This is a genomic window from Mucilaginibacter conchicola (assembly GCF_003432115.1).
GTDB classification, from domain to species: domain Bacteria; phylum Bacteroidota; class Bacteroidia; order Sphingobacteriales; family Sphingobacteriaceae; genus Mucilaginibacter; species Mucilaginibacter conchicola.
On record NZ_QWDC01000001.1, the window covers coordinates 1,413,529 to 1,436,324 of the forward strand.

General features: G+C 44.7%; 24 protein-coding genes. 10 read left to right on the plus strand and 14 right to left on the minus strand.

Features of this window, described 5'->3' with window-relative positions:
• Nucleotides 1-73: 73 nt before the first annotated feature.
• The 6 genes from D0C36_RS06290 to D0C36_RS06315 all read right to left on the minus strand — a co-directional run bounded on the left by D0C36_RS06290 (nt 74) and on the right by D0C36_RS06315 (nt 5,956).
• The gene (locus tag D0C36_RS06290) at nt 74-1,405 is read right to left on the minus strand and encodes a M16 family metallopeptidase (RefSeq protein ID WP_117390690.1); all 1,332 of its coding nucleotides are present in this window, start codon (nt 1,403-1,405) and stop codon (nt 74-76) included.
• An 18-nt stretch (nt 1,406-1,423) separates the two neighbouring features.
• Entirely contained in the window at nt 1,424-2,803 is a 1,380-nt protein-coding gene (locus D0C36_RS06295; protein ID WP_117390691.1) for a M16 family metallopeptidase, read from the minus strand.
• Between the two features lie 169 nt (nt 2,804-2,972).
• On the minus strand, nt 2,973-3,473 hold the full coding sequence (locus tag D0C36_RS06300) for a hypothetical protein (RefSeq protein WP_117390692.1): 501 nt from the start codon (nt 3,471-3,473) through the stop codon (nt 2,973-2,975).
• A gap of 34 nt (nt 3,474-3,507) precedes the next feature.
• A complete protein-coding gene (locus tag D0C36_RS06305) occupies nt 3,508-4,098 on the minus strand; it encodes a DUF4230 domain-containing protein (RefSeq protein WP_117390693.1) in 591 nt (196 codons plus the stop codon).
• A gap of 82 nt (nt 4,099-4,180) precedes the next feature.
• A complete protein-coding gene (locus D0C36_RS06310) occupies nt 4,181-4,600 on the minus strand; it encodes an OsmC family protein (protein ID WP_117390694.1) in 420 nt (139 codons plus the stop codon).
• 288 nt (nt 4,601-4,888) lie between these two features.
• Nucleotides 4,889-5,956, minus strand: a complete 1,068-nt coding sequence (locus tag D0C36_RS06315) for an NADH:flavin oxidoreductase/NADH oxidase (protein WP_117390695.1) — start codon at nt 5,954-5,956, stop codon at nt 4,889-4,891.
• A 24-nt stretch (nt 5,957-5,980) separates the two neighbouring features.
• Here D0C36_RS06315 and D0C36_RS24500 point away from each other — a divergent pair, with 24 nt between their 5' ends.
• On the plus strand, nt 5,981-6,157 hold the full coding sequence (locus D0C36_RS24500) for a hypothetical protein (protein ID WP_158557086.1): 177 nt from the start codon (nt 5,981-5,983) through the stop codon (nt 6,155-6,157).
• Between the two features lie 25 nt (nt 6,158-6,182).
• Here the strand turns inward: D0C36_RS24500 and D0C36_RS06320 are convergent, their stop codons facing one another.
• The 5 genes from D0C36_RS06320 to D0C36_RS06340 all read right to left on the minus strand — a co-directional run bounded on the left by D0C36_RS06320 (nt 6,183) and on the right by D0C36_RS06340 (nt 10,356).
• Nucleotides 6,183-6,887, minus strand: a complete 705-nt coding sequence (locus D0C36_RS06320; RefSeq protein WP_117390696.1) for an SDR family NAD(P)-dependent oxidoreductase — start codon at nt 6,885-6,887, stop codon at nt 6,183-6,185.
• A complete protein-coding gene (locus D0C36_RS06325; protein ID WP_158557087.1) occupies nt 6,884-7,246 on the minus strand; it encodes a type II toxin-antitoxin system VapC family toxin in 363 nt (120 codons plus the stop codon). The genes D0C36_RS06320 and D0C36_RS06325 overlap by 4 nt, the downstream gene beginning before the upstream one ends.
• Entirely contained in the window at nt 7,236-7,484 is a 249-nt protein-coding gene (locus D0C36_RS06330; RefSeq protein WP_117390698.1) for a hypothetical protein, read from the minus strand. The genes D0C36_RS06325 and D0C36_RS06330 overlap by 11 nt, the downstream gene beginning before the upstream one ends.
• A gap of 23 nt (nt 7,485-7,507) precedes the next feature.
• Nucleotides 7,508-9,283 carry an aromatic amino acid hydroxylase gene (locus D0C36_RS06335; protein WP_117390699.1) on the minus strand — a complete coding sequence of 592 codons (1,776 nt, stop codon included), beginning with the start codon at nt 9,281-9,283 and terminating at the stop codon, nt 7,508-7,510.
• A gap of 101 nt (nt 9,284-9,384) precedes the next feature.
• Complete coding sequence (locus D0C36_RS06340; RefSeq protein WP_117390700.1) at nt 9,385-10,356, minus strand: lysylphosphatidylglycerol synthase transmembrane domain-containing protein; 972 nt, start codon at nt 10,354-10,356, stop codon at nt 9,385-9,387.
• Nucleotides 10,357-10,555: 199 nt separating this feature from the next.
• Between D0C36_RS06340 and D0C36_RS06345 the strand changes: the two genes are divergently transcribed.
• Nucleotides 10,556-11,425 (plus strand): carbon-nitrogen hydrolase, encoded by an 870-nt coding sequence (locus D0C36_RS06345; protein WP_117390701.1) that lies wholly within the window; start codon nt 10,556-10,558, stop codon nt 11,423-11,425.
• Between the two features lie 120 nt (nt 11,426-11,545).
• The gene (locus tag D0C36_RS06350) at nt 11,546-12,604 is read left to right on the plus strand and encodes an agmatine deiminase family protein (RefSeq protein ID WP_117390702.1); all 1,059 of its coding nucleotides are present in this window, start codon (nt 11,546-11,548) and stop codon (nt 12,602-12,604) included.
• Here the strand turns inward: D0C36_RS06350 and D0C36_RS06355 are convergent.
• Nucleotides 12,549-13,757 carry a hypothetical protein gene (locus tag D0C36_RS06355; protein WP_117390703.1) on the minus strand — a complete coding sequence of 403 codons (1,209 nt, stop codon included), beginning with the start codon at nt 13,755-13,757 and terminating at the stop codon, nt 12,549-12,551. The two genes, D0C36_RS06350 and D0C36_RS06355, sit on opposite strands and share 56 nt — an antisense overlap.
• A gap of 169 nt (nt 13,758-13,926) precedes the next feature.
• Between D0C36_RS06355 and D0C36_RS06360 the strand changes: the two genes are divergently transcribed.
• The 5 genes from D0C36_RS06360 (at nt 13,927) to D0C36_RS06380 (ending at nt 17,954) form a co-directional block, all read left to right on the plus strand.
• Nucleotides 13,927-14,763: a LiaF transmembrane domain-containing protein gene (locus D0C36_RS06360; protein WP_117390705.1), complete on the plus strand. Its 837-nt coding sequence runs from the start codon at nt 13,927-13,929 to the stop codon at nt 14,761-14,763.
• A gap of 125 nt (nt 14,764-14,888) precedes the next feature.
• A complete protein-coding gene (locus tag D0C36_RS06365) occupies nt 14,889-15,224 on the plus strand; it encodes a DUF4288 domain-containing protein (RefSeq protein ID WP_117390706.1) in 336 nt (111 codons plus the stop codon).
• 24 nt (nt 15,225-15,248) lie between these two features.
• Complete coding sequence (locus D0C36_RS06370; protein ID WP_233524422.1) at nt 15,249-16,283, plus strand: sensor histidine kinase; 1,035 nt, start codon at nt 15,249-15,251, stop codon at nt 16,281-16,283.
• Nucleotides 16,280-17,029 (plus strand): LytR/AlgR family response regulator transcription factor, encoded by a 750-nt coding sequence (locus D0C36_RS06375; protein ID WP_117390709.1) that lies wholly within the window; start codon nt 16,280-16,282, stop codon nt 17,027-17,029. The genes D0C36_RS06370 and D0C36_RS06375 overlap by 4 nt, the downstream gene beginning before the upstream one ends.
• Nucleotides 17,030-17,255: 226 nt before the next feature.
• Nucleotides 17,256-17,954: a L,D-transpeptidase family protein gene (locus D0C36_RS06380; RefSeq protein WP_117390710.1), complete on the plus strand. Its 699-nt coding sequence runs from the start codon at nt 17,256-17,258 to the stop codon at nt 17,952-17,954.
• Here the strand turns inward: D0C36_RS06380 and D0C36_RS06385 are convergent, their stop codons facing one another.
• Both D0C36_RS06385 and D0C36_RS06390 read right to left on the minus strand, forming a co-directional pair.
• On the minus strand, nt 17,955-18,848 hold the full coding sequence (locus tag D0C36_RS06385; protein ID WP_117390711.1) for a flavin reductase family protein: 894 nt from the start codon (nt 18,846-18,848) through the stop codon (nt 17,955-17,957).
• Nucleotides 18,849-18,971: 123 nt separating this feature from the next.
• Nucleotides 18,972-19,967 (minus strand): fumarylacetoacetate hydrolase family protein, encoded by a 996-nt coding sequence (locus D0C36_RS06390; RefSeq protein WP_117390714.1) that lies wholly within the window; start codon nt 19,965-19,967, stop codon nt 18,972-18,974.
• Between the two features lie 393 nt (nt 19,968-20,360).
• Between D0C36_RS06390 and D0C36_RS06395 the strand changes: the two genes are divergently transcribed.
• Both D0C36_RS06395 and hppD read left to right on the plus strand, forming a co-directional pair.
• Nucleotides 20,361-21,518: a homogentisate 1,2-dioxygenase gene (locus D0C36_RS06395; protein ID WP_117391389.1), complete on the plus strand. Its 1,158-nt coding sequence runs from the start codon at nt 20,361-20,363 to the stop codon at nt 21,516-21,518.
• Nucleotides 21,519-21,606: 88 nt separating this feature from the next.
• A complete protein-coding gene (gene hppD, locus D0C36_RS06400; protein WP_117390715.1) occupies nt 21,607-22,731 on the plus strand; it encodes a 4-hydroxyphenylpyruvate dioxygenase in 1,125 nt (374 codons plus the stop codon).
• Nucleotides 22,732-22,796 lie beyond the last annotated feature (65 nt).

Here is a 22,796-nt window from a genome sequence, read left to right on the forward strand (position 1 = left end):
AAAAAGAGGCCTGCAACACAAAAGTTGCAGGCCTCTTATACTTCAGACTAAAGACTTTCGACTTCAGACTTAATTAATGGCTCACCGGGTTATCTGCTTTGTTAAGCGTACCGTTGGTAAACAGTAATGGGTTAACTTTTTTGGTATCGCCCTGATAAACCCATATAATGTTACCAATGTACTTGCGGAAGGCATCGCTTACCTGTGTTGGGGTAAGTTTCTTCACATCATCGGCAAGGGTTAAGGAGCGTTTCCAGTTGTTGTGCAATACCTCGTTGGCAACAAGCGAACCTGCCTGTGCAGTATTGGTCTCGTTTTTATAGTAGAAACTGGTTAAGTAAGTAACCTTCATGTTGGCTACATCGGCAGCATCAAAGCCCTGGGTTTTAATACGATCAACCAGTTTATCAAAAACAGCAATGTATTTATCAGGCTGGGTAGTTGATACCGAGAATTTAGCTACCGAAGTTGAACCCACGCTGAACCATGATTGCGGCGCGTAAGATAAACCGTTGTTGGTACGCACATCCAGGAAGTGCTTATCAGCAAAAATACGCATAGCCACGTTAAAGGCATCAAAATCGGGCGTGCCCGGTGCAGGGCCACTGGTTACACCTTCAACGTAGTTGGTAGCCAGCTCGCGGTTCTCGCTCGAGAAGGTGTTTTTATACACCCTGAAGAATGATTTCTTCATCTCGTAAGGCGAACCTTGTTTAATAGTGCTCAGCAGGCCTTTAACTTTTGCCTCAATATCTGCACGGTCAAGATCGGCCACTACCACCACTAATAAACGTGATTTGGTTAGTATGGAGTGGTAGTATTTTTTTGTTTCCTCGGCAGTAAGTGCTTTTACTGTTTCGGGCGTACCGTTAGGGTTCTTTGCATAATCCCTACCGGTAAAAGCTACTTTATCGGCGTACTGGTCAATAGCGTAATCAGGGTCAGAATCCTGCGATTTAAGCTGATTGATCTGATCCTGTTTGATGCGCTCAAATTCCTTAGCATCAAACTTAGGGATGGTAACTGCCTCAACATATAAGGGCCATGCCTTAGGCAGGTCGCTCTTGATACAGTTAATTTTCACTACCGAATAATTTTTGATAGCCATGCCATAAACAGCAGCGCTTATCTTATCCAGTTGGTTCTTAAAGTCGTTTTTATCGTGTTTTAGGGTACCGCATTCGCTTAATGCGTTAAGTGCCATCGCTTCAATACCGGCTTTTTCGGCAGGGTAGTTTTGTACACCGCCTTTTATTACGGTTTGTATCTCCACAATATCGTTACCGCTTGGCTGTACAATTACCTTTACGCCGTCAACTGTCATTTCGTAGGCTTTTTGCTGGGCAAAGGCCGGGCTTGCGCCGATTGTGGCCGCAAGTAACAACAGGTATATATATTTTTTCATCTTGATATTCGGTTTAGATTATTTAACTACAAAAAACGATTGCACATTGGCTGCTTTGCTTGCCTCGGGCGTTAAGATTATTCCGGCTACACTTGGTTTACCAACCACATAAGTGTTCATGTATTTGGCAATATCGGCACGGGTAACTTTCTGGTAGTTATCAGTAAGATCGGTATAATAATCTAATGAGGTGCTGCACCACTGGTAGCTCAGTTGTGATGGTAATGATGATGGTTTTTCCATCGAGCGGCTATGATCGCGTAGCAGGATAGCTTTTGCATCAGCCAGTTGCTCATCGGTGTAATAATCTGCCTTACCCCAAATGCTCATCTGGTTTTTAACTTCTTCGTAGCACTCTTTTATTTTGTTCGGGTTAGGCATCACAAATAATTGAATGGGGCCAATGTAATGTGATGTGTTATAGCTAAAGCTTACTGATGAGGCTAAGCCTTTATCAACCAATGCCTGCTGTAGTTTTGACGAGTTTAGGCCAACAATGGTAGAGAAAACATCAGCCGCAATGGTTGATGCAGAATCTGTCATGTAAGCCGGCCCCTGCCAGTCTATCATCATCATCGGGGTGCGGGCAATAGACATTTCTTTTACGAACGCTACGCTTTTATCCAGTGGTTTAAAGGCAGGGATAGGGTATTTTTCATGCGGATTGAAACCGCTGCTTTGCCAGTCGCCGAAGATCTGTTCTGCTTTTTTAAAGCCGTCTTCGTGCTTAACATCACCACAAATGATCAGCAAGCTGTTGTTAGGAAAATAATATTTATTCTTGATGATCATCATCTTCTCGGGCGTAGCCGAGTTGATCACCTCGTGGATACCGATAGGCATTTTACGGGTGATAAGATCGCCCCAAAGGTGTTTGTTCACATCGTAGTATAACTGGAAACCCGGGCTGCTCTCGTTACGCTGAAATTCGCCGTCAACCACGGGGCGTTCTTTCTGCATATCTTCTTCGCGGTATATTGGGAAACGGATAGAGGCATTCATGAGGTTTAAACCTGCATTTAAACTATCCTTACCAACCGTAAAGTAGTAGTTTACACGCTCAACACTGGTGGTACCGTTCCAGATAGCACCAAGCTCTTGCGTACGTTTCAAAAACTTCTCCTGGGTAGGATAATCCTTGTTCGCCTTAAAGAACATGTGCTCAAACAAATGCGAAAGACCGCTGTACTCGGGGCCTTCGGTGTAGGCACCGTTTTTAACGGCCATCTCGATAGTGGTTAGCGGCACTTTGCTGTTCTCGATAACAACAACTTCCAGCCCGTTGGGTAGCTTTTTCCAGAAGTAGCCTTGCGGCAGCCTTGGCTGGGCAACTGCGCATAACGAACCAATGAGGCTCGCAGCAGTAAGGGTTAACAGTTTAGTAATTTTAGAGGTCATAAAAATTTAAATGATAACATTTAGATGATAAGACCCCTAATTTATTACATTATTGCCTTAAATTAAATTTTTAGTTGAAAGGAAATCGATGATGATAGATAAAAGTCAAATGAGTACAAACAGATATATTATAAATTGCAGGTTGTTATTAAAAATAAGCAGGCATCTATCACAAAAGAAGATCGCCCATATTTACCGGATTACCCCACCCCCTATTTTCGTCTACAGAATGTGAACTTACAACTGAAAATTCTGGTAATTGTATATTATTGGCTGTCATTAATTCTATAATATCCTTTACATATTCAAAGGTTATTTTGCTATCAAACCGGCCATATAAATTGGACATCCCCAACCAAATTAAATTTTCTATCACATCCGTCAGCAATTGACTTTCTGAATAGTATCGCCTCAAAACTAAAGCATGTTCGTATGAAATAGCTTTATAATTATCAGCATTTTTTTCCTGATCTAAAATCCAGGACGGCAACACCTCATTTGCACTATCCTGCCATACATCTAACCGGGATGAGTTAGTAAAATCTTTCAGAATAAAGTCAAGAACTTTTGGAATGTCAGGTAAAGACCTACTTTCAACGGTCTTCCTTAAACATAAATAACAATAAATATAACGACCGTTGATTGAAATTTGATGAAACTTATCTATCATAAATAGCGAGCTGATACAAGGTAAGATTTTCTAATTACTTAAACCTCACTACCACCGCTTTACCCGATACATTTTCTAAGAATGGCTTAAATATAGTACCGGCATTTTCTCGGGCTTTGCCCAAAAGGTTCATTTCTGTTGCAGTAGCCAGCATTTTCTTTTCGGCTATTTTGTAAACATCCTCAACCATCTCCTTGCTTTTATCGGCAAACCAAACGCCCGATACGTCATACACCCTCGACTTCTGGTGATCCAGCTTTACATAACATATCTCTGGCTGCGGCAGGCTTATAGTAACGCTGTCTTTTGTCTGGATGATATCATCCTTGCGCACTTTGGTAAGATCGATACAGGCGGTCACTTCTCCAACGGCTACAAACAGCACCCGGGAATCGGGCAGTAGGGTGTGGAGTTCTTTCTTTTCCACCACATCTTTCATGGCGTATTTAACCAGTTCCAGTTTACCCATATTGATTATTTTGGATACCATGGCATCCTCAGTAACCTCTGTACGGGTAGTATTAAACTCATGCTTGATGTACAGGAACAGGAATATCAGAAAGCCGGTGATCACCACTGCAAAAAACAAAGTAAACGAGAACCGCGAACGTGAGGAATTGAACATAACCTATTATTTACAAATAGCTACAAAACAAAACAGCGATGGTTTTCACCATCGCTGCCTATAAATATTAACACGCGTTAAATTATGCGTAAGTAACGTTCAAAGTAATTGGCACGCTAAGTGCTTTTGATACAATGCAGCCAGATTTTGCACCTTCTGCAATTTCTTTAAACTGTGCTTCATCAACGCCTTCAATAGCTGATGCTTTAAGCTCCAGGTGGATACCTTTAATTTCAAGCGCCTGCATATCCAGGTCAAGGATGGCTTCGGTTGAAAGATCGCCGGGCTCGATACCTTTGCTGCTCAAAGTGGCGCTAACAGCCATGGTAAAACAACCTGCATGCGCTGCAGCTATCAGTTCTTCGGGGTTAGTACCCACGCCTTCTTCAAAACGGGTTTTGAATGAGAATTGCGTATTGTTTAAAGTAGTGCTTTGTGAGCTGATCTCACCTTTACCGCTTTTTAAATTACCGTTCCAATGTGCATTTGCTGTACGTTTCATAGCTATTTGTTTTTTTGAGTTTTTGCTAAAGTAGTGAACTATTGATTTGAATAAAAATTATAGGTGTTAAGTAATTATAAATACCCGCGCCTATTTTGACTCACCCGGTCATCGCTCCGCTTGACCACCCTCTCTTCGCTGCGCGGAAAGAGGGTTATTACGCCCTATTTTCCCTTCACCCTCTTTGCGAAGCAGAGAGGGTCGCGCACGCAGTGCCGCGGGGTGAGTCACCTCTCTAAGCGAAAAATTCCAACTCCCTCTCCTTTGGAGAGGGTTGGGTGAGGCCAATTACCATTTTGCGCGCTCATACTGCACCGGCCATTTGGCATCAGCGCCCAGCTCGTGTGCAGCCCTCAACGCAAAATGCGGATCGCGAAGCATCTCGCGGGCTAAAAGCACCACATCAGCCTGACCGGTCTTGATGATCTCGTCGGCCTGTTTAGCTTCGGTTATAAGGCCTACTGCGCCTGTTAAGACATCAGCACCCTCTTTAACAGCTTCGGCAAATCCAACCTGATAGCCGGGTTTAAGCGGGATACGCGCACCTGCTGTGTTGCCACCGCTCGAGCAATCTACCAGGTCAACACCCTTATCCTTAAGTAATTTTGCTAACGCGATAGAATCCTCTATCGTCCAGCCGCCGTCAACCCATTCTGATGCAGAGATCCGCACAAATAGCGGCAGCTCGGCAGGCCATACTTCGTTTATGGCATCTGTAATTTGCAGCAATAGCCTTACACGGTTATCAAATGATCCGCCGTACTCATCCGTACGCTGGTTACTTGTTGGCGACAGGAATTGGTTAACCAGATATCCGTGCGCACCATGGATCTCTATTACTTTAAAGCCTGCTTCCAAAGCTCGTACCGCAGCCGCTTTAAAATCGGCAATCACTTTATCAATGCCTGCTTTATCCAGTTCAATAGGCGCAATCTCACTTGGTGTAAATGGCAACGCGCTTGGTGCAACGGTATCCCAACCATTTGCATCTGATGGCAGGATCTGCTTACCACCTTTCCATGGCAGATCATGACTGCCTTTACGGCCAGCGTGCGCTAATTGAACGCCGGCTATTGCGCCATGTTCTTCTATAAAAGATGTGATCTCTTTTAGTTTTTCGATGTGTTCATCTTTCCAGATGCCCAGGTCGCCGAAGGAGATGCGGCCTTCGGGAGATACAGCTGTAGCCTCGGTAATGATGAGGCTTGCGCCGCCTGTAGCAAAGCTACCCAGATGTACCAGGTGCCAGTTATTGGCAAAGCCATCTGTGCTGCTGTACTGGCACATAGGAGATACCACTATGCGGTTCTTTAATTCGATACTTTTTATTTTGAGCGGAGAAAATAAGTTCGCCATTGTTGTTCTTGTTTTTTAACAAATATGACTAAGATAACGCTGCCTGCCTTCAACAGTTTGTCAAAAACCGTTAAAGGCAGGCATATTTACTTAGAGATGAACAATGACGCTTGTTTGTTAGATGGCTTAGGCACACGCGAAACGCATTCGCCAGCAGAAAGTGTTCACGTTCACGCACGTGAACACCGTGAACAAGCGTGAACATTTGTGAACACCTGTATCCCTATTACGGCGTGGTTAATGCCACCGGCAGTATTTTTCCGTTAAAGAATTTGTGACCGGTAAGCGCAAAATCGGCAATGTATTTACCCATCTCAAAAGCCATCACCGGCGATTCGTACCCCGGGAAAGCCTGCTCCAGCATCTCGGTTTGTGCCGAACCTAAAGCAAGGCAGTTCACCTTAATACCTTGTTCAACAAACTCCTGCGCCAGGCATTCGGTAAGTGTATGCAATGCTGATTTTGCCGCTGAATAAGCTGATAATCCATTGAATTTTGAACTCCCCTGGAAACCACCCATACTGCCTATGTTCACAATATGCGAACCCTGGCCCATAAACTGCTGCAGGTTTTGAATGATACGCACATGGCCCAGGTAGTTGCTTTGCAGCATCTCTACAAAGTCCATTTCCTGCAGCTCCATAAATGGTTTGTTTATTAACACGCCGGCATTGTTGATGAGCACATCTATCTTGCCGTCAAAATTAGTGGTAATAAACTGCTGCAGACCTGCGTACTCATCATGCACAATATCAAAGGCAATGGCATATATCTCGCAATCGGGATTAATGCCCTGCGATATTTCCATCAGTCGGGTAAGTTTATCCTGCGAGCGGGCCAGCGCAATAACCTTGTGCTTGCCTGATGTGATCAATTCAATAACGGCTTCAAAACCTACGCCACTGCTGGCTCCGGTGATTAGGATGTTCATAGGGTAAATGGGTCAATTAATTCCACCTGGTTACCAAGTGGTTTAAAATCGGCTATATTATTAGTAAGTAAAGGTTGATTTTGAACTAACGCAGTTGCGTAAATTACAGCATCAGGCAATTTAATACGGTTACCGCGACGGATATCAATCGTTGCTTCAACAATCGCGTCAGACAGCGGGACAATCTTTAATTCATTACAAAGTTCAACGATTAATTGATGCTCTTCGACATTCTTGAAAGCAAAGCCTAATGCTTCTATTTTAGTAATAATTGAGATTGAAGCTGGTTTCGATAAGGTTTTTTCAAGGGATAACGTATAGTTCGACAAATAAATCAAAACATTCGTATCAAAAATCACGATCCCATTCCTTTCTTATCTCGCGCTGCCACTCTGACGGGTCTTTTATGTCTTTAAACAAATCTTTCCCTTTGGCTTTATCTAAAATTGCTTTGATACGCTGATATTGTTCTGATGGCTCCTGAAGTTGATTGTGGTTTTGCTCTTCCTCAACCTCATGCACATACGGTATCTCGCTCAGGATCTTCTTCAGCGACTCCGTGCGTTCATCATCAACTTTCACTATCAGCGTTGTCATAACTCTAAATTACTACAAATATCCTAAACCGCCAACTTCTCTTCTACCGGATGGGCTATCAGATACAGGCCGTCTTCTATCAGTTTGCGATACTCCGGTTGACTTGCAGCTTTAGTTGTCAGGAACTGGCGGATGTCTGCCGCGAGGGTTGGTTCGGCGTTTTCCTGTTCCAGCAGTTCCAGTATTTCGAGGGCACAAAGCCAGTCGTCATGATGAAACTTTTGCAGCATCATCCAAACGTTGCCAAGGTAACCCAGATCGCCGCGGGTTTGCCTGCGGTCGCGTACCTGCTGGTAAAGTTTATGCAATTCTTTGGTACGGGCATCATACTCAGCATGGAAGGTATTGGTTTGCGATTTTAGTGCGATCTCCAGAAAAGCGTCTTTATCCGCCGCACCGCAGAAAACCGAAACAATGCGTTCACCTACAGCCATATCATATTCACCCCATGATGGATCGAATAGTACGACGCCCTTCTTATCCGTCGCCGTGCAATTGGTGAAAGTGATGAGTTGGGTTTTGCCCCCATCAGCATGGATGTTCTTGATTTTTCCGGACACGGTGATACCGCTTTTAAACTCCAGCCTGGCTTCTTTGCCTTTTTCTATACCGGCTGCGGCAAGTTCATCAGCCGTAAAATCTTCTAAAGATTTATCGTAGCCTTTAAGTAAACCGACCGGCGAACTGAAACCATCTTTATGGTATTCCTTACCATGGCCTTTCAAATGCTTGTTATCATAAGCTAATGCAGACGGCCCCGTAGTTTTAATAAATGCCGGTTGCCCGCTGTCGGTTTTCAGATCCGTAAACGTACCCGAGACCTGCAAGCCCGAACTGTAAACCGCTGTACAGGTATTTTTGCTGTCGATAGCTTTTTGCAGACCGTACTCTCCGCCGCGGCGGAACGACATGGTGTCGGCAAATTGCTCCAGCACATCTATCAGGTTTTGGAAGGTTTCGGTCACAAATAGTTGCGGTTGCGTTTTGGTAATATCATAAGTATACTTTACCGCATCAATGGTGTAAGGCAGCTTGGCTACATTATCTTTCATGCAGCTGGCGCTTTCGCCTATTGAAGATAGCAGACCCGCCCCGTAGATCTTGGGATCATCCAGCGGACCGATCAAACCGTACTCCACCGTCCACCAGTGCAGGCGGCTTAGCAAGGCCATTTCAGATGGTTCGCCCATGTTGGCTTGCTGCCATTCTACGCGTTCTTCGGCTTGTTTGATGGCTTCTTCAGCGGCGTTAGGCATTTCTTTGAGGATGGATAGCGCACGTATAGCTTCGTAAAGCTCAAAATCCTGCGCGCTGAACATCGCCTTCGCCCCTATCGACCCAAAATAGCTTAAGTAGTTATGGTAATCCTTATCGGCAATAATAGGTGCATGCCCTGCCGATTCGTGAATAATGTCTGGGGCGGGTGTATATTCTATATGGTTCAACTGGCGGATATCTGCAGCAATAACCAGCACGCGGTAAGCCTGGTATTCCATAAACGCAGCGGGCGGGATAAACCCATCAACCGTGACCGCACCCCAGCCAATTTTGCCAAGGGCATCGTTCATTTCCTGCAAACTCGGAATCTTCTCGATGGTTAAACCGGCTTTTTGTAAACCGGGGATATAAGGATAATAAGCCACATCCTTTAAGTAACTATAGTTCTGGCGCATCACGTAGCGCCACACAGCATGGTCAATGGGCGTGTAGTGCTCATAGTGCTGGTCAACTATAAATTGCTTTAAATGCGCGGGCAACGCCGCACCCTGCGGATTATTAAAATCATTAAATCGGGCCATTACGGTTTGTTGGTTTATAACAAAACGTAAATTTAGGTAATTGGTTGAGTGAACTCCAACAAACCGATCATAATTCTATTTTGACTATTTAAATCAAAATATTATTCCGATTTCTTTTCTTCCTCATTAACCGGCTCCTCAAATTTTGGAAGTCCTTCTTCTAAACGGCTGGGGCGGATAACGTAATAAACACCCAGTAGCGCCACAATTAATGAGATGATGTAGAACGTTCCCGGAAGGAAAGTAGCCAGGCTTTCATCCATCGGGAAAACCTTGGTTAATTGCAGGAAAACTGTTTCGCGAATACCTGCGCCACCTATACTGATAGGGATGATAGTGGCCAGGGCAGATATCAGGAACGAAAGCAAATACGGAGAATATTTACCCTCAAAATCCTGACCTATCATTACAAAAACAATGGCTATCAGTTGCAGGCTTTGTACACCTACAGCTTTTAAATGTGCCTGCCAAAAGTAGTGCGTATAATCTCTAAAGAATTTGTAAGCCACAAAGTAATAAATGGCTGATGCTACTACGAAAATACTGAGTGGGATACCTATATGTATATCTATTTGCGGGATGAGGAATATCAGCGCAATAATGATTAAACCTATTGCCCATAGGCCGCTAAGCCTATCGAACATAATGGCCCAGAACACCTTCTTGGCCGGTAGTTTATAGTTTTTGTGCAGCAGGTAAATCTTGTAACCATCGCCGCCAATACCGCCTGGCAGCAGGAAATTATAGAACAAACCCAACAGGTACAAACGGAAGTTGAACCTCGGATCGAGCTTTAGTTTGATGGATTTAAAGAAACTTGATAATCGCCACGAAGAAATAACCATCGACCCGAAAAAGCTTACCAGCGCCGCCAGCATCCACCAGTAGTTGGCATGCAGCAAACGCAGCTTAACTTTCTCCAAAGGCACCTTCCTGAACACAAAGTATAGCAAAACGCCGGTCACGATAAATTTAAGCAGCACTTTGGTAATGCTCCACAAACGTTGTTTCCAGGTTTTTGGGGCTACCAGCTCCTGTGCTTCTTCTTCCTCGGTTTGCGCTAAATTCTTCATGCGGGTGCAAAGGTAATAAATTAGTAATTATTTGATTTGTGATGAGAGATTAGTTAACAATCCTTAACAGTTATGTTATGTAATATTTAAACGCAGGTAAAGTTTACAATAAGATGAGTAGTAGCGATAACTAATCTCTAATTAACTAATCACAAATCTCTAAAAAAACGGTATTTTTGCGGCAAATTTCAGAAACGCCATGGGTAAAGTACAAGTAGGTATTGTGCAGATGAGCTGCACCGCAAACAAACAGGAAAACCTTGATAAAGCTATTGTTAAAGTACGCGAGGCTGCGGCCAAAGGTGCGCAGATAGTTTGCTTACAGGAACTGTTTACGTCGCTTTATTTTTGCGATGTTGAGGATTATGACAACTTTGCACTGGCCGAGTCTATCCCCGGCCCGTCGACCGATGCACTGTCTGCCGTGGCTGCTGAGCTGGGCGTTGTGATCATTGCCTCGTTGTTTGAGAAACGTGCGCAAGGCGTTTACCACAACACCACCGCTGTTTTAGATGCCGACGGCGCTTACCTTGGTAAGTACCGTAAAATGCACATCCCTGATGATCCAGGCTTTTACGAGAAATTCTACTTTACCCCGGGCGACCTAGGTTACAAAGTTTTCAAAACCAAATTTGCTACCATCGGCGTGCTGATCTGCTGGGATCAGTGGTACCCTGAGGCTGCCCGCATCACTGCATTAATGGGTGCCGAGATCTTATTCTACCCTACCGCTATAGGCTGGGCAACCACACAGGACGAAGCTACCAACACCAAGCAATACAATGCATGGCAAACCATACAACGCAGCCACGCAGTTGCCAACGGTGTACACGTGGTAAGCGTTAACCGTGTTGGCGAAGAAGCCGGCGTTAAGTTCTGGGGCGGTTCGTTCTTTGCCGACCCGTTCGGCGAAGTAATGCACCAAACCACTGTTGAAGAGGAAGAGGTGATTGTTAAAGAGCTTGACTTGAATAAGTCAGATTACTACAGAAGTCATTGGCCTTTCTTGCGTGATCGCCGTATAGATTCTTATCAGCCGATAACGAAAAGACTTTTAGATAACGATTAATTTCTATATCCATGTCATTGCGAGCGATAGCGTGGCAATCCCGTCGCTCGCATACTGAACGCGACGAGATTGCCACGTCGCTACGCTTCTCGCAATGACATGTTTTTATATTGCTCTGCCATGAACAATGAACTATCAACCATGAACTTTCCGGACTTAAGCAACTTCCACTTCCCTGCCGAATGGGCACCGCAAACTGCTATGTGGCTTAGCTGGCCGCATAAAGAAGCTTCGTGGCCGGGTAAAATTGATCTGATATACCCCAAATACTGCGAGTTTATCAAAGTGGTTTCTGAAGGGCAGTTGGTGCGCATCAACGTTGCTGATACACAGATGGAAGCTTTTGCCAAAGCACAACTACAAGCCGTTGGTGCCGATCTGAGCAAGGTTGAGTTTTACCACTTCCCTACTAACGATGCATGGTGCCGCGACCACGGGCCGGCTTTTTTAGTGAATTATGAGGAGAAGAAAAAAGTAATAGTAGACTGGGGCTACAATGCCTGGGGCGATAAATATCCCCCGTATGATCTGGATGACGTTATCCCTACCAAAATTGCACAGCATTTCGGTCTGCCGGTTTACCATCCAGGTATTGTAATGGAAGGTGGCTCGGTTGATTTTAACGGCGCTGGTACGGTTTTAACAACCACAGCTTGCTTGCTGAATGAGAACCGCAACTCGCATTTAAACCAGCAGCAAATTGAAGGCTATCTGCAAAAATATTACGGTGTTGAGCAGGTGCTTTGGCTGGGCGACGGCATTATCGGCGATGATACCGATGGCCACATTGACGACATTACACGTTTTGTGAATACCGATACCGTTGTTACCGTTATCGAGGAAAACAAGAATGATGAGAATTACCATATACTGCAGGAGAACTTGCAAACCCTTAAAACCATGCGTTTGCTTAACGGCAAGCAACTGAACATTGTAGAGCTGCCAATGCCTGATCCGGTTATTTATGAGGATCAGCGTTTGCCTGCATCTTACGCAAACTTCTACATCGCTAACAAATCGGTAGTAGTGCCAACTTTCCGTTCAAAGAACGACGACAAGGCGCTCGATATCATCCAATGCTGCTTCCCGGACAGGAAAGTGGAGGGTATCGATTCAACAGATATTATCTGGGGTTTAGGGAGTTTCCATTGCTTAAGTCAGCAGGAGCCGGCGGTGTAAGGTTTAGCTCATAATCAAACCAAGGGATACTGAGGTAGCCTTTTCTCTCAAGAATTTGCACACTATCTCCAACGCGTGTTTTCTCGTAAGTACCCTGAGATACATCGATTGAAAGCTCATCCTGGTCTTTTTTCCATGGATTTATTTTCAAATGATAGTGAGGTCCTTTACCGCTGGTGGTATAGGTTTCAGTTACATTTGTGATAAATTTAATGGGATTTGAATTATCAAATAAGCAGTTGGCCAATATTGTGACGCTAAAACCAAATATTACACTTACTATAATCATAATAAGCACCTGGCCTTTTACTGCTTCCGTTGTCTTATTTCGCCCTATTATAAACAACGGAACAAATAAAATTAATCCGAAAATCGGGGTTATTTTGAGTGATTCTTTAAACGATAGAATCTCGAAGCTTTTGATTGCAGCTACCATCATAATTATAACCGGCATCATAAAACCGATGGCTATACCTGAATAAGCACTTCGTTTAGAATTAGTAACAAATTTTGTTAATCCGTCACTAAACTTAATAATGATCAACCCTAACAAAACGAAGAAAATCCCCACGTAAAAAATCAATTTAGGATTGCTAAAGAAAACAAGTATCATCGGAACGATAAAGCCCAAAATTGAATAAGCTATTGCTATGCCCCGCGTTTTTGAAAGTTTTGCCTTACGTTCTTCAATGGTATAACCCAACGAAGCATCATCCAATAAAATCTCTGTTTCTGCTTCCAGATCTTGTTTATCTAAATCCGGGAATGATTCTCTTAACCAACTAACCAAATCATCTGAACCTGCCAAATCACTGTAGTTACTTACTCTAAAATTCTTTTCTGTATCATGCTTAGGTTCTATAACAATTATCTTTGACTCTATCCTCACGCCTTTTATATCGTCAAAATGTAACGTCCTATCGTAGAATATTCTCTGGCGTGTTATACTGGTTTCGGTAATGATAACTTTACTTTTGAAAAGGTTTGCAAATATGACACTGCAAATAACCACAGGTACACCAATTATTAAGTAAACTATATTTTCATTTGGAGGCCGAACAATATTAAAAATTATAAGAAAGGCAGCAAATCCCCCGGTTAAAACTCCGTAAAATAGCTTTGCAAAGATGTTTAGTTTATACTCCTTTTCCATGTGATTATTCAGGTGTCCCGAAGATAAATAAATTACAAAACTCACACCGCCTAATTTTTCACCGACAATTCATCCGCTTTTACCGATATCTTTAATGATGTTGCCAATATTGAGTTTGCTAATCTGTAAGGTTAGTTTAGATTTGGTTAAGATTTAAATACAGACAGCCATGTTCAACAATATAAATAATTCACCCAACCGCTCTAAAAGCAAAGTAATGCTTGGAGCCATCCTACTTATTGTAGGTGCATACCTTTTGTTAAGGCAATTGGGTATCTTCTTCATACCGGATTACATCGACCTTTGGCCGTTGTGGTTAATATTCTGGGGCCTTGTAATTGGCGCCCGTAACAACTTCCAGAAATCATCAGGTGTAATACTGATGGGCCTTGGTGTTATCTTCCTGATCACCGAGAACATTCACAATGCCGACGGTTTTATATGGCCTGCTGCCATTATCGGCCTTGGTTTTTGGATAATGTCTAAAAAGAGCAACAAGAACACGCCAAAATACGATACCGATTACTGGGACAGAAAATACCGCACCGGCACTACAACTGACACTACCGAGAAACCTTTAGCAGATTTTAGCGGCGCCGAGTTTACAGGTACCGATGCAAACGTTCCGCCAGCAGAGCCAACAGGCAGCATGCCGCCGCCACCATCACATGATGATTACCTGGATGCTACCTCAATATTTGGTGGTGTAAACAAAACCATCCTGTCAAAAAACTTTAGGGGTGGCGATATCACCAACATCTTCGGCGGTACCGAACTTGATTTTACGCAGGCTGATATCCACGGGCGTGTAGTGATAGATGTTACCCAGGTATTTGGTGGCACAAAATTGATCGTTCCGGCCAACTGGCATGTGATACCCGATCTGGCTGCAGTTTTTGCAGGTGTAGATGATAAACGCGTTAAAACCGGCCAACCAAATATGGACAAGGTATTGGTACTAAAAGGCGTATCACTATTCGCCGGTATTGATATAAGGAGTTATTAAGAGCCCCCTCTAAATCTCCCCCTGAAGGGGGAGACTAAAAAAATATTTCTTTAAATCCCTCTCCTTTGGAGAGGGGTTTGGGGAGAGGCCCTAAAGGCCTAAATATTAACTATAAAACACAAGTCATGAACTGGTACGTAGCAAAATTGGTTTTCAGGGTGATAAGCGGCAATGGTGATCATAGCGCACAGTTTGATGAGCAGCTGAGATTGATAAATGCCGACACCGAGCAGCAGGCTTTTGAGAAAGCAAGCAGCATTGGCCATGCCAATCAGGATAGTTTTTTGAATGTGCAAAAGCAAACCGTTAGGTGGCAATTTATTGATGTGGCAGAGCTTAATGCCATAGGTGCCCCTACCGATGGTGCCGAGCTTTACTACAACATCCACGAAGCACCGGATGCCGAGCTCTATATAAAATGGGCTCACCATAAAAGTGCCCTGCTGGGTGTACGAAACTAAACTTAAACAAAAAACCAAACAGCTGTGGCTGCATCACAAATATCACAATCCAAATTAGTAGTCGCCTTTGTAATATGCGGGGCGGTTTGGGCTGCCCTGCAGGGGTACATTATCCATAGCTTCGGCTTTTTGTGGATGCCCTCGGTAGTTGATGCTTTGCTGAGCGCCGTATTGCTGGCCGTGGCCTGCTGGCTCATCAACAATAACCTACGCTACTACCAGCCGGATAAAGAAAGCTATTTTTACCTGTTCATCTGGTGTGCCGCCCTGTCTGTTGCCTGTGTTGCCGGCACGCGCTATATATTACCACTGTTTAACATGGGGCAGGTGTATTTCAACTTCCTGCAACAATCATTGATCATCCGTTTCTTTACCACGTTTTTGGCTCTGGGCTGGATGGCCATGATAAGCGCCCTGTTCTATACCCAACTTGATAACAAACGCACCGAGCAACGCAAAACCGAAGCTGAGAAGCTGGCCCGCGATGCAGAGCTATACAACCTTCGCCAGCAACTACAGCCGCACTTTTTATTCAATAGTTTAAACTCCATAAGTGCGCTGATAGGCTTTAAGCCCGAACTGGCCCGCACCATGATCCACCAGTTATCAGACTTCCTGCGTGGTACGCTAAAGAAAGACGAGCAGCTATTGGTGCCTTTAAACGATGAGCTTGCACATTTGAATTTATACCTTGAGATAGAGAAAGTACGTTTCGGCCACCGTTTGCAAACTGAGATAAGCTGTGATAAAACCTGCGGAGAGGCTAAACTACCATCACTATTACTACAGCCTTTGGTTGAGAATGCCATCAAATTCGGTTTGTATGATACTACTGAGGCAGTTACCATTAGTGTACGCGCCGAGGTGGAAGACCAGTACCTCATCATCATGATCCAAAACCCTTATGATCCAAAAACTTCGCGCCCGCGCAAGGGTACAGGTTTTGGCTTAAGCGGGGTGCAACGCAGGCTTTATTTGATATTTGCCCGCAACGACCTGATGGAAACTCACGCAAATGATAATATATTTACAACCATTATAAAAGTACCGCAGTTATGACACGCGTTTTAATTATCGACGACGAGCCACTGGCACGAATGGTTGTTTTGGAATATTTGCAGGAATTTAAAGACCAGATAGAGGTGTTACAGGAATGCGGCGATGGTTTTGAAGGCCTCAAAGCCATCCAACAACTCCAACCCGATCTTGTATTTCTTGATGTGCAGATGCCCAAAATAAACGGCTTTGAAATGTTGGAACTGGTTGATAACCCGCCTGCAGTAATATTTGCCACTGCTTTTGATGAGTATGCCATTAAAGCTTTTGAAGCCCATGCGGTTGATTACCTGTTAAAACCCTTCAGTAAAGAGCGTTTTAACAAAGCGATAGAGAAATTCCTGGCCGTAACACCGGCTACTAATAATATTGCCAAAAATACCGAGACCTTGTTAGAAGCCGCGGCGCAATCGCCTGCGCAGAACGAGCGTATTGTGGTGAAGACCGGCACCAAAGTAAAGATTATTGCCGTGCAGGATGTTGAGTACCTGCAAGCCGATGACGATTACGTAAGCGTTATCACTCCCGAGGGCGCTTTCCTCAAAAATAAAACCATGGCCTTCTTCGAGAAAACCCTCGACCCAAGGCAGTTTGTGCGTGTGCACCGCTCATACATCGTAGCTATCTCGCAAATAACCCGCTTAGACCCTTACGAGAAAGACAGCCACCTGGCCATCCTAAAATCGGGCGCCAAGATACCGGTAAGCAAAACCGGCTATGTGAAGCTGAAGCAGGTGTTGGGGATATAAAATTTTGTGCCAGTCACGCCCCTCTCGTCATTGCGAGGAAGGCGTAGCCGACGTGGCAATCCCCTACTTACAGAGCGGCTCTTCATATTGAGGATTGCCACGCTATCGCTCGCAATGACGCATACCAAACAGCCAATACCAAACTTAAGGTAAATAAATAAAAATTTAACAAAATTATATTTTGTTAAACTAAATTCTTAGGTATATTTGAATATCAATTATTCACATGCCTAAGATTCTCATCACCATACTTCTCACACTCTTCGCCAGCTTTAAACCCGAAGTGCCCGATAGCAAACGCGCCAGCGACGCACGCAGCAAACTATGGCCTAAACTGCAAAAACAGCTGACCGATGGCGGTTTCAACAGCAAATACGAACTATACCTGCGCATTGTTAAGCAAACCGACCAGCTGGAGATCTGGGCTAAAAAGGGTAAACGGTTTGAGTTTTTTAAAGGATATAATATCTGCTACTACTCGGGTGGATTGGGCACTAAAACAAAGGCAGGAGATAATAAAAGTCCGGAAGGCTTTTATACCATTAGCGCAGGGCAACTGCATCCCACCAGTCAGTACCATTTGGCCGTTAATATTGGTTATCCTAATGCGTTGGAAACACAAAAAGGGTACACCGGCAACGCTATCATGATACATGGCAACTGTGCATCCGTTGGCTGCTACGCCATGACGGACGACGGCATCGAGGAGATCTACACGCTGCTCTACAAAGCTTTTACTTCGGGCCAGCAGAAAATAGCTCTGGAGATATATCCTTTTAAAATGGATAATCAGCATTTGAAGGATTTTGCGGCATCGCCATATATGGCATTCTGGAAAATGCTAAAACCCGCTTACGATAAGTTTGAGAAAGATCATCTTCCCGCAAACATCAGTGTAGCCAACGGGCAATATGTTGCGAGGTAACTATTCCGCCAGCAACACCATCCATGCCTCGGCTACACGGCCATCTTCAAGTAATGCTTTGGCGTGCAGATGCAGCTGTACCTCGCGGGTTTGGCTATCGCCGATGGTGGCATCAAATATCTCTTTGATCTCGTCGCGTTGGGTGTATTCATCTATAGCTTCGTCATCCGGCAAAGCTTCTACATTACCCAGCTGACCAAGATTATTACCCGTAAGTACTCTCGAATTTCTGATAGACGACGGGATACTATCCACCCCTATCCCAATGGTACGAACAGGTTTGGCCACCTCGAAAAGGTTACCGGCGTTAACACGACAATACCAGTCGGCACCAAGGCGGGCCACCAGGTCGGTTTTGGTTTGATCAATGGTGGTGCCGGCATCGTTCAGAATCTCCTCTTTAATGTGGATCACTTTCACCTCGGCAATGATGAGATTGCCCGCGCCGGGGCCATCACCCAAGGCGATGATATCTTTCACCACACACTCTAACTGCACCGGCGATTCGGCCACACGTGGTGGTTTAACCAGTTGCGAAGGTTGTTCGGTTAGCCCGGCTTTGACAAACTCGTTTACACCTGCAGGATACTCCACACTCGAGAGCGACACCTGCTGCACCATATCGTAGCTCACGATATTGATAACACACTCGGGAACCTCTTTGATATTCTCTAAGGTATGCTTAGTTGTATTATCCCTCACCCTACGCGATGCCGAAAAAACGCATACCGGCGGGTTTACGCTAAACAAGTTAAAAAAACTAAACGGACTCAAATTCACATTGCCATCCTTATCCACGGTTGATGCCAGGCAGATAGGCCTCGGTGCCACTGCATGGTTAAGGTAACTTTGTATTTGGAGAGGGGTAAGATCTTTTGTTTCGAGGGTTAGCATAGTTCCCAAAGCGTCATTGCGAGGTACGAAGCAATCTCTTTAAGCAAGTCTCTTTTGCAAGGCGTTTAATTGTCCTGAAGAGATTGCTTCGTACCTCGCAATGACGGCGTTTTATTTCTTTAATTACTTCTTCAACTTTAAAATCGAAAACTCACTCTCCGACTTTTTAATAATATTCCCCAGCACACCTAAGCCTGTAATTTCCATTTCAACAAGGTCATTGGGTTGCAGCCATTGGGTTTGGTAGTTGGCATCGTTAAGCAGACCGGTGCCGTTCAGTTCAAGGAAACAGCCGGTACCTACCGTACCCGAGCCTATCACATCGCCGGGCAGAACATCGCAGCCGTAGGCGCAGCGCTCAATGATCTCGGCGAAGGTCCAGTCCATATCTTTCATGTTGCCCAAGCTAACCTGTTTGCCGTTTACATGGCATTTCATTTCCAGATTGTAGCTGGCACCGGTGTGGCCTTCTTTAGCCGGCACTTTGTATTGCTCCAACTCATCGGGCGTAACCAGCCAGGGGCCTATCACGGTAGAAAAGTCTTTTCCTTTAGCCGGGCCAAGGTTCAGCAGCATTTCTTCCATTTGCAGGGTGCGGGCACTCATGTCATTCATGATCATATAACCGGCTATATAGCTATCTGCCTCGGCAGCGGTAAAATTGCGGCCTTTTTTATTCAGCACAACGGCAACTTCCAGTTCAAAGTCCAATTTCTCAAAATGATCTGGCATACACTCTATTTCGCCGGGGCCTTGTACGGCGTTATGGTTGGTGAAATAAAAGATAGGGTATTGGTCAAACTCGGCTATCATATCTACCTTTCGGTTACGGCGTGCGGCGGCTACGTGCTGCCTAAAGGCATATCCGTCGCGGCACGATGTTGGGTGTGGCACTGGTGCCTGCAGCTCGTAAAAAAGCTCTTCTTTGGCCTCTATCTTACCACTTTTAATATCCTCGTTAACACGTTTGGCGTGCTCCATCAATTCATCCCCACCCCATAAAAACTCGTTCATGTTATCGGGTATCAGCTTATCGCATGAGTTGAGGTTATAGATATGCCCGTCAACGTAAACGCCAAGGTGCTCGCGGTCTTCAGTTTTATAGGATACTAATTTCATAAGGTGGCTAATTGGTATGCGTCAAAACTAATGATTTTTGTTTTTGTTGGATAAAAAACTATGCTTGCATATTAAATATATTCAGCTTAATTTCGTTTAACCAATTATGAGCATCAGCAAACAATTCTATTTTTCCCTTGGCCTCACCTCAATGAGCAGGTCGGCCATGTTCAGGGATGCTGTGCTTGCCAAGATCGTACTGGCGCAATTCTAAGTCTGTTGTTGTAAGGTTTTAAGCCTTTTGTTGTAAAGTTTTAATGTTGAAAGGTTGGAATGTTATGTATTCCGGCTAATCGTTTCAAAACCTTTACAAATTTTCAATTGTTTGATCTTAACTGTTGGGGTTCAACATTCAAACCTTGCAACCTTTCAACATTCAAACCAATTATAGCCATGCCAATTTACCATACATTAGGGAGCATCCCGCATAAGCGGCATACCCAATTCCGTAAACCCGACGGCAGTTTATATGCCGAAGAGCTGGTTTCAACGGAAGGTTTTTCGAGCTTGTATTCGCTGGTTTACCATGCTTATCCGCCTACAATTGTGAAGGAGTTGGGCGAACCGTATTCGGTTGAACCGAAGATTGCCCGCGAAAAGCACCTGAAGCATACCAGCCTTATTGGTTTTAATATTAAACCCGAGGATGATTACCTGCAAAGCCGCAAGCCGGTGCTGGTAAACAGCGACCTTCATATATCCCTTGCCGCCCCGCGCAAAAGCATGACGGATTATTTCTACAAGAACAGTCAGGCTGATGAGGTGATATTTATACACGAGGGTACGGGTACGCTAAAAACGGGTTTCGGTAAGCTGAAATTTGAGTATGGCGATTACCTGGTGATACCTCGCGGTACTATTTACCAAATGGAGTTTGACGGCGAGCAGAACCGCTTATTCATCGTGGAGAGCTTTAGCCCTATCCGTACACCAAAGCGTTACCGCAACCAGTACGGACAGCTCATGGAGCATGCCCCCTACTGCGAGCGCGATATCAAACGCCCTACCGATCTGGAAACCCACGACGAGAAAGGCGACTTTAAGATCCTGATAAAAAAGCAAGGCCTTATTTACCCATACATTTACGGCACACACCCTTTTGATTTTGTAGGCTGGGATGGCTTCCACTACCCGTGGGCATTCTCTATCCATGATTTTGAGCCGATAACCGGCCGCGTGCATCAACCACCACCGGTACATCAAACCTTTGAGGGCCACAACTTTGTGATATGCTCATTTGTACCGCGCAAGTTTGATTATCATCCGCTATCCATCCCTGCGCCATACAACCACAGTAATGTAGATAGCGACGAGGTGCTCTACTATGTTGATGGCGATTTTATGAGCCGCAAGCATGTGGTTAAAGGGCAGATCACCCTGCACCCCGGTGGTATCCCACATGGGCCTGCACCTGGCTCGGTAGAGAAATCCATAGGCAAGGAATTTACGGAAGAACTGGCCGTGATGATAGACCCCTTCCGCCCGCTGATGCTAACGGAAGATGCCGTAAATATTGAAGACGAAAATTATTATAAAAGCTGGATTTCTTAGAAGAGTCAGGAATCAAGAGACAAGAATCAAAACAAGCGAAGGAAAACATTCGCTCATTCGATCCTTCACTAATTCACTCATTAACAAAATGGAAACACTAACAATAGATAAAAAAACAACCTCAGCAGATTTCTTACCGCTTAACGGTACCGACTATGTTGAGTTCTACGTGGGTAATGCCAAGCAGGCAGCTCATTTTTATAAAACTGCATTTGGCTTTCAGGATCTGGCTTATGCCGGCCCCGAGACAGGCGTGCGTGATCGTGCATCTTATGTTTTACAACAAGGCAAGATCCGCCTGATGCTGACCACTCCGCTGCATTCGGATCATCCCATCAGCGAGCATATCAAAAAACATGGCGATGGTGTAAAAGCCCTTGCCCTTTGGGTTGATGATGCTTATGATGCATTTGAGCAAACCACCAGCCGTGGCGCCGAGCCATACCTGCAGCCGCAAACCATTACCGATGAATTTGGCGAAGTACGTACCAGCGGCATCAAGCTTTACGGCGAGACGGTGCACTTGTTCATCGAACGTAAAAATTATAATGGCGCTTTCCTTCCCGGCTATATCGAGAAGAAAACCACATACCATCCTACAGATACCGGCCTGCTGTATGTTGACCATTGTGTGGGCAACGTAGGCTGGCATAAAATGAACGACTGGGTGAACTTTTATGAAGAAGTAATGGGCTTCAAAAACATCCTTACGTTTGACGATAAGATGATCTCTACCGAGTACTCGGCCCTGATGAGTAAGGTAATGAGCAACGGGAATGGTTATGTTAAGTTCCCAATAAATGAGCCTGCCGAAGGCAAAAAGAAAAGCCAGATAGAAGAGTATCTGGAGTTTTACGAGGATGAAGGCGTGCAACACCTGGCCCTGGCTACCCACGATATTGTTAAAACCGTCACCGAGCTGCAAAACCGTGGTGTGGAGTTTTTAACCGTACCTACCACCTACTATGATGAGTTAGTTGACCGTGTTGGCCACATTGACGAAGACCTGGAGCCGTTGAAAGAATTAGGCATACTGGTTGACCGGGATGATGAAGGTTACCTGCTTCAGATCTTCACCAAACCGGTTGAGGACAGGCCTACCCTGTTCTTTGAGATCATACAGCGTAAAGGCGCAAAATCATTTGGTGCGGGTAACTTTAAAGCCCTGTTTGAGGCCATTGAGCGCGAACAGGAAGCAAGAGGCAATTTGTAAGCAAAAAATTAATTTAAAAGCCGGGCGATAAGTCCGGCTTTTTTACGTTGTAGCATTTTGCATAA

Coding starts and splice junctions, on each gene's coding strand:
- D0C36_RS06355 (WP_117390703.1), bottom strand. CDS start 13,757: ATGGAAAAGGAGTATAAACTAAACATCTTTGCAAAGCTATTTTACGGA.
- D0C36_RS06360 (WP_117390705.1), top strand. CDS start 13,927: ATGTTCAACAATATAAATAATTCACCCAACCGCTCTAAAAGCAAAGTA.
- D0C36_RS06320 (WP_117390696.1), bottom strand. CDS start 6,887: ATGAACATCCTAATCACCGGAGCCAGCAGTGGCGTAGGTTTTGAAGCC.
- D0C36_RS06365 (WP_117390706.1), top strand. CDS start 14,889: ATGAACTGGTACGTAGCAAAATTGGTTTTCAGGGTGATAAGCGGCAAT.
- D0C36_RS06340 (WP_117390700.1), bottom strand. CDS start 10,356: ATGAAGAATTTAGCGCAAACCGAGGAAGAAGAAGCACAGGAGCTGGTA.
- D0C36_RS06385 (WP_117390711.1), bottom strand. CDS start 18,848: ATGCTAACCCTCGAAACAAAAGATCTTACCCCTCTCCAAATACAAAGT.
- D0C36_RS06305 (WP_117390693.1), bottom strand. CDS start 4,098: ATGTTCAATTCCTCACGTTCGCGGTTCTCGTTTACTTTGTTTTTTGCA.
- D0C36_RS06345 (WP_117390701.1), top strand. CDS start 10,556: ATGGGTAAAGTACAAGTAGGTATTGTGCAGATGAGCTGCACCGCAAAC.
- D0C36_RS06290 (WP_117390690.1), bottom strand. CDS start 1,405: ATGAAAAAATATATATACCTGTTGTTACTTGCGGCCACAATCGGCGCA.
- D0C36_RS06350 (WP_117390702.1), top strand. CDS start 11,546: ATGAACAATGAACTATCAACCATGAACTTTCCGGACTTAAGCAACTTC.
- D0C36_RS06300 (WP_117390692.1), bottom strand. CDS start 3,473: ATGATAGATAAGTTTCATCAAATTTCAATCAACGGTCGTTATATTTAT.
- D0C36_RS06335 (WP_117390699.1), bottom strand. CDS start 9,283: ATGGCCCGATTTAATGATTTTAATAATCCGCAGGGTGCGGCGTTGCCC.
- D0C36_RS06380 (WP_117390710.1), top strand. CDS start 17,256: ATGCCTAAGATTCTCATCACCATACTTCTCACACTCTTCGCCAGCTTT.
- hppD (WP_117390715.1), top strand. CDS start 21,607: ATGGAAACACTAACAATAGATAAAAAAACAACCTCAGCAGATTTCTTA.
- D0C36_RS06310 (WP_117390694.1), bottom strand. CDS start 4,600: ATGAAACGTACAGCAAATGCACATTGGAACGGTAATTTAAAAAGCGGT.
- D0C36_RS06395 (WP_117391389.1), top strand. CDS start 20,361: ATGCCAATTTACCATACATTAGGGAGCATCCCGCATAAGCGGCATACC.
- D0C36_RS06390 (WP_117390714.1), bottom strand. CDS start 19,967: ATGAAATTAGTATCCTATAAAACTGAAGACCGCGAGCACCTTGGCGTT.
- D0C36_RS06375 (WP_117390709.1), top strand. CDS start 16,280: ATGACACGCGTTTTAATTATCGACGACGAGCCACTGGCACGAATGGTT.
- D0C36_RS06330 (WP_117390698.1), bottom strand. CDS start 7,484: ATGACAACGCTGATAGTGAAAGTTGATGATGAACGCACGGAGTCGCTG.
- D0C36_RS24500 (WP_158557086.1), top strand. CDS start 5,981: ATGACTAAGATAACGCTGCCTGCCTTCAACAGTTTGTCAAAAACCGTT.
- D0C36_RS06295 (WP_117390691.1), bottom strand. CDS start 2,803: ATGACCTCTAAAATTACTAAACTGTTAACCCTTACTGCTGCGAGCCTC.
- D0C36_RS06315 (WP_117390695.1), bottom strand. CDS start 5,956: ATGGCGAACTTATTTTCTCCGCTCAAAATAAAAAGTATCGAATTAAAG.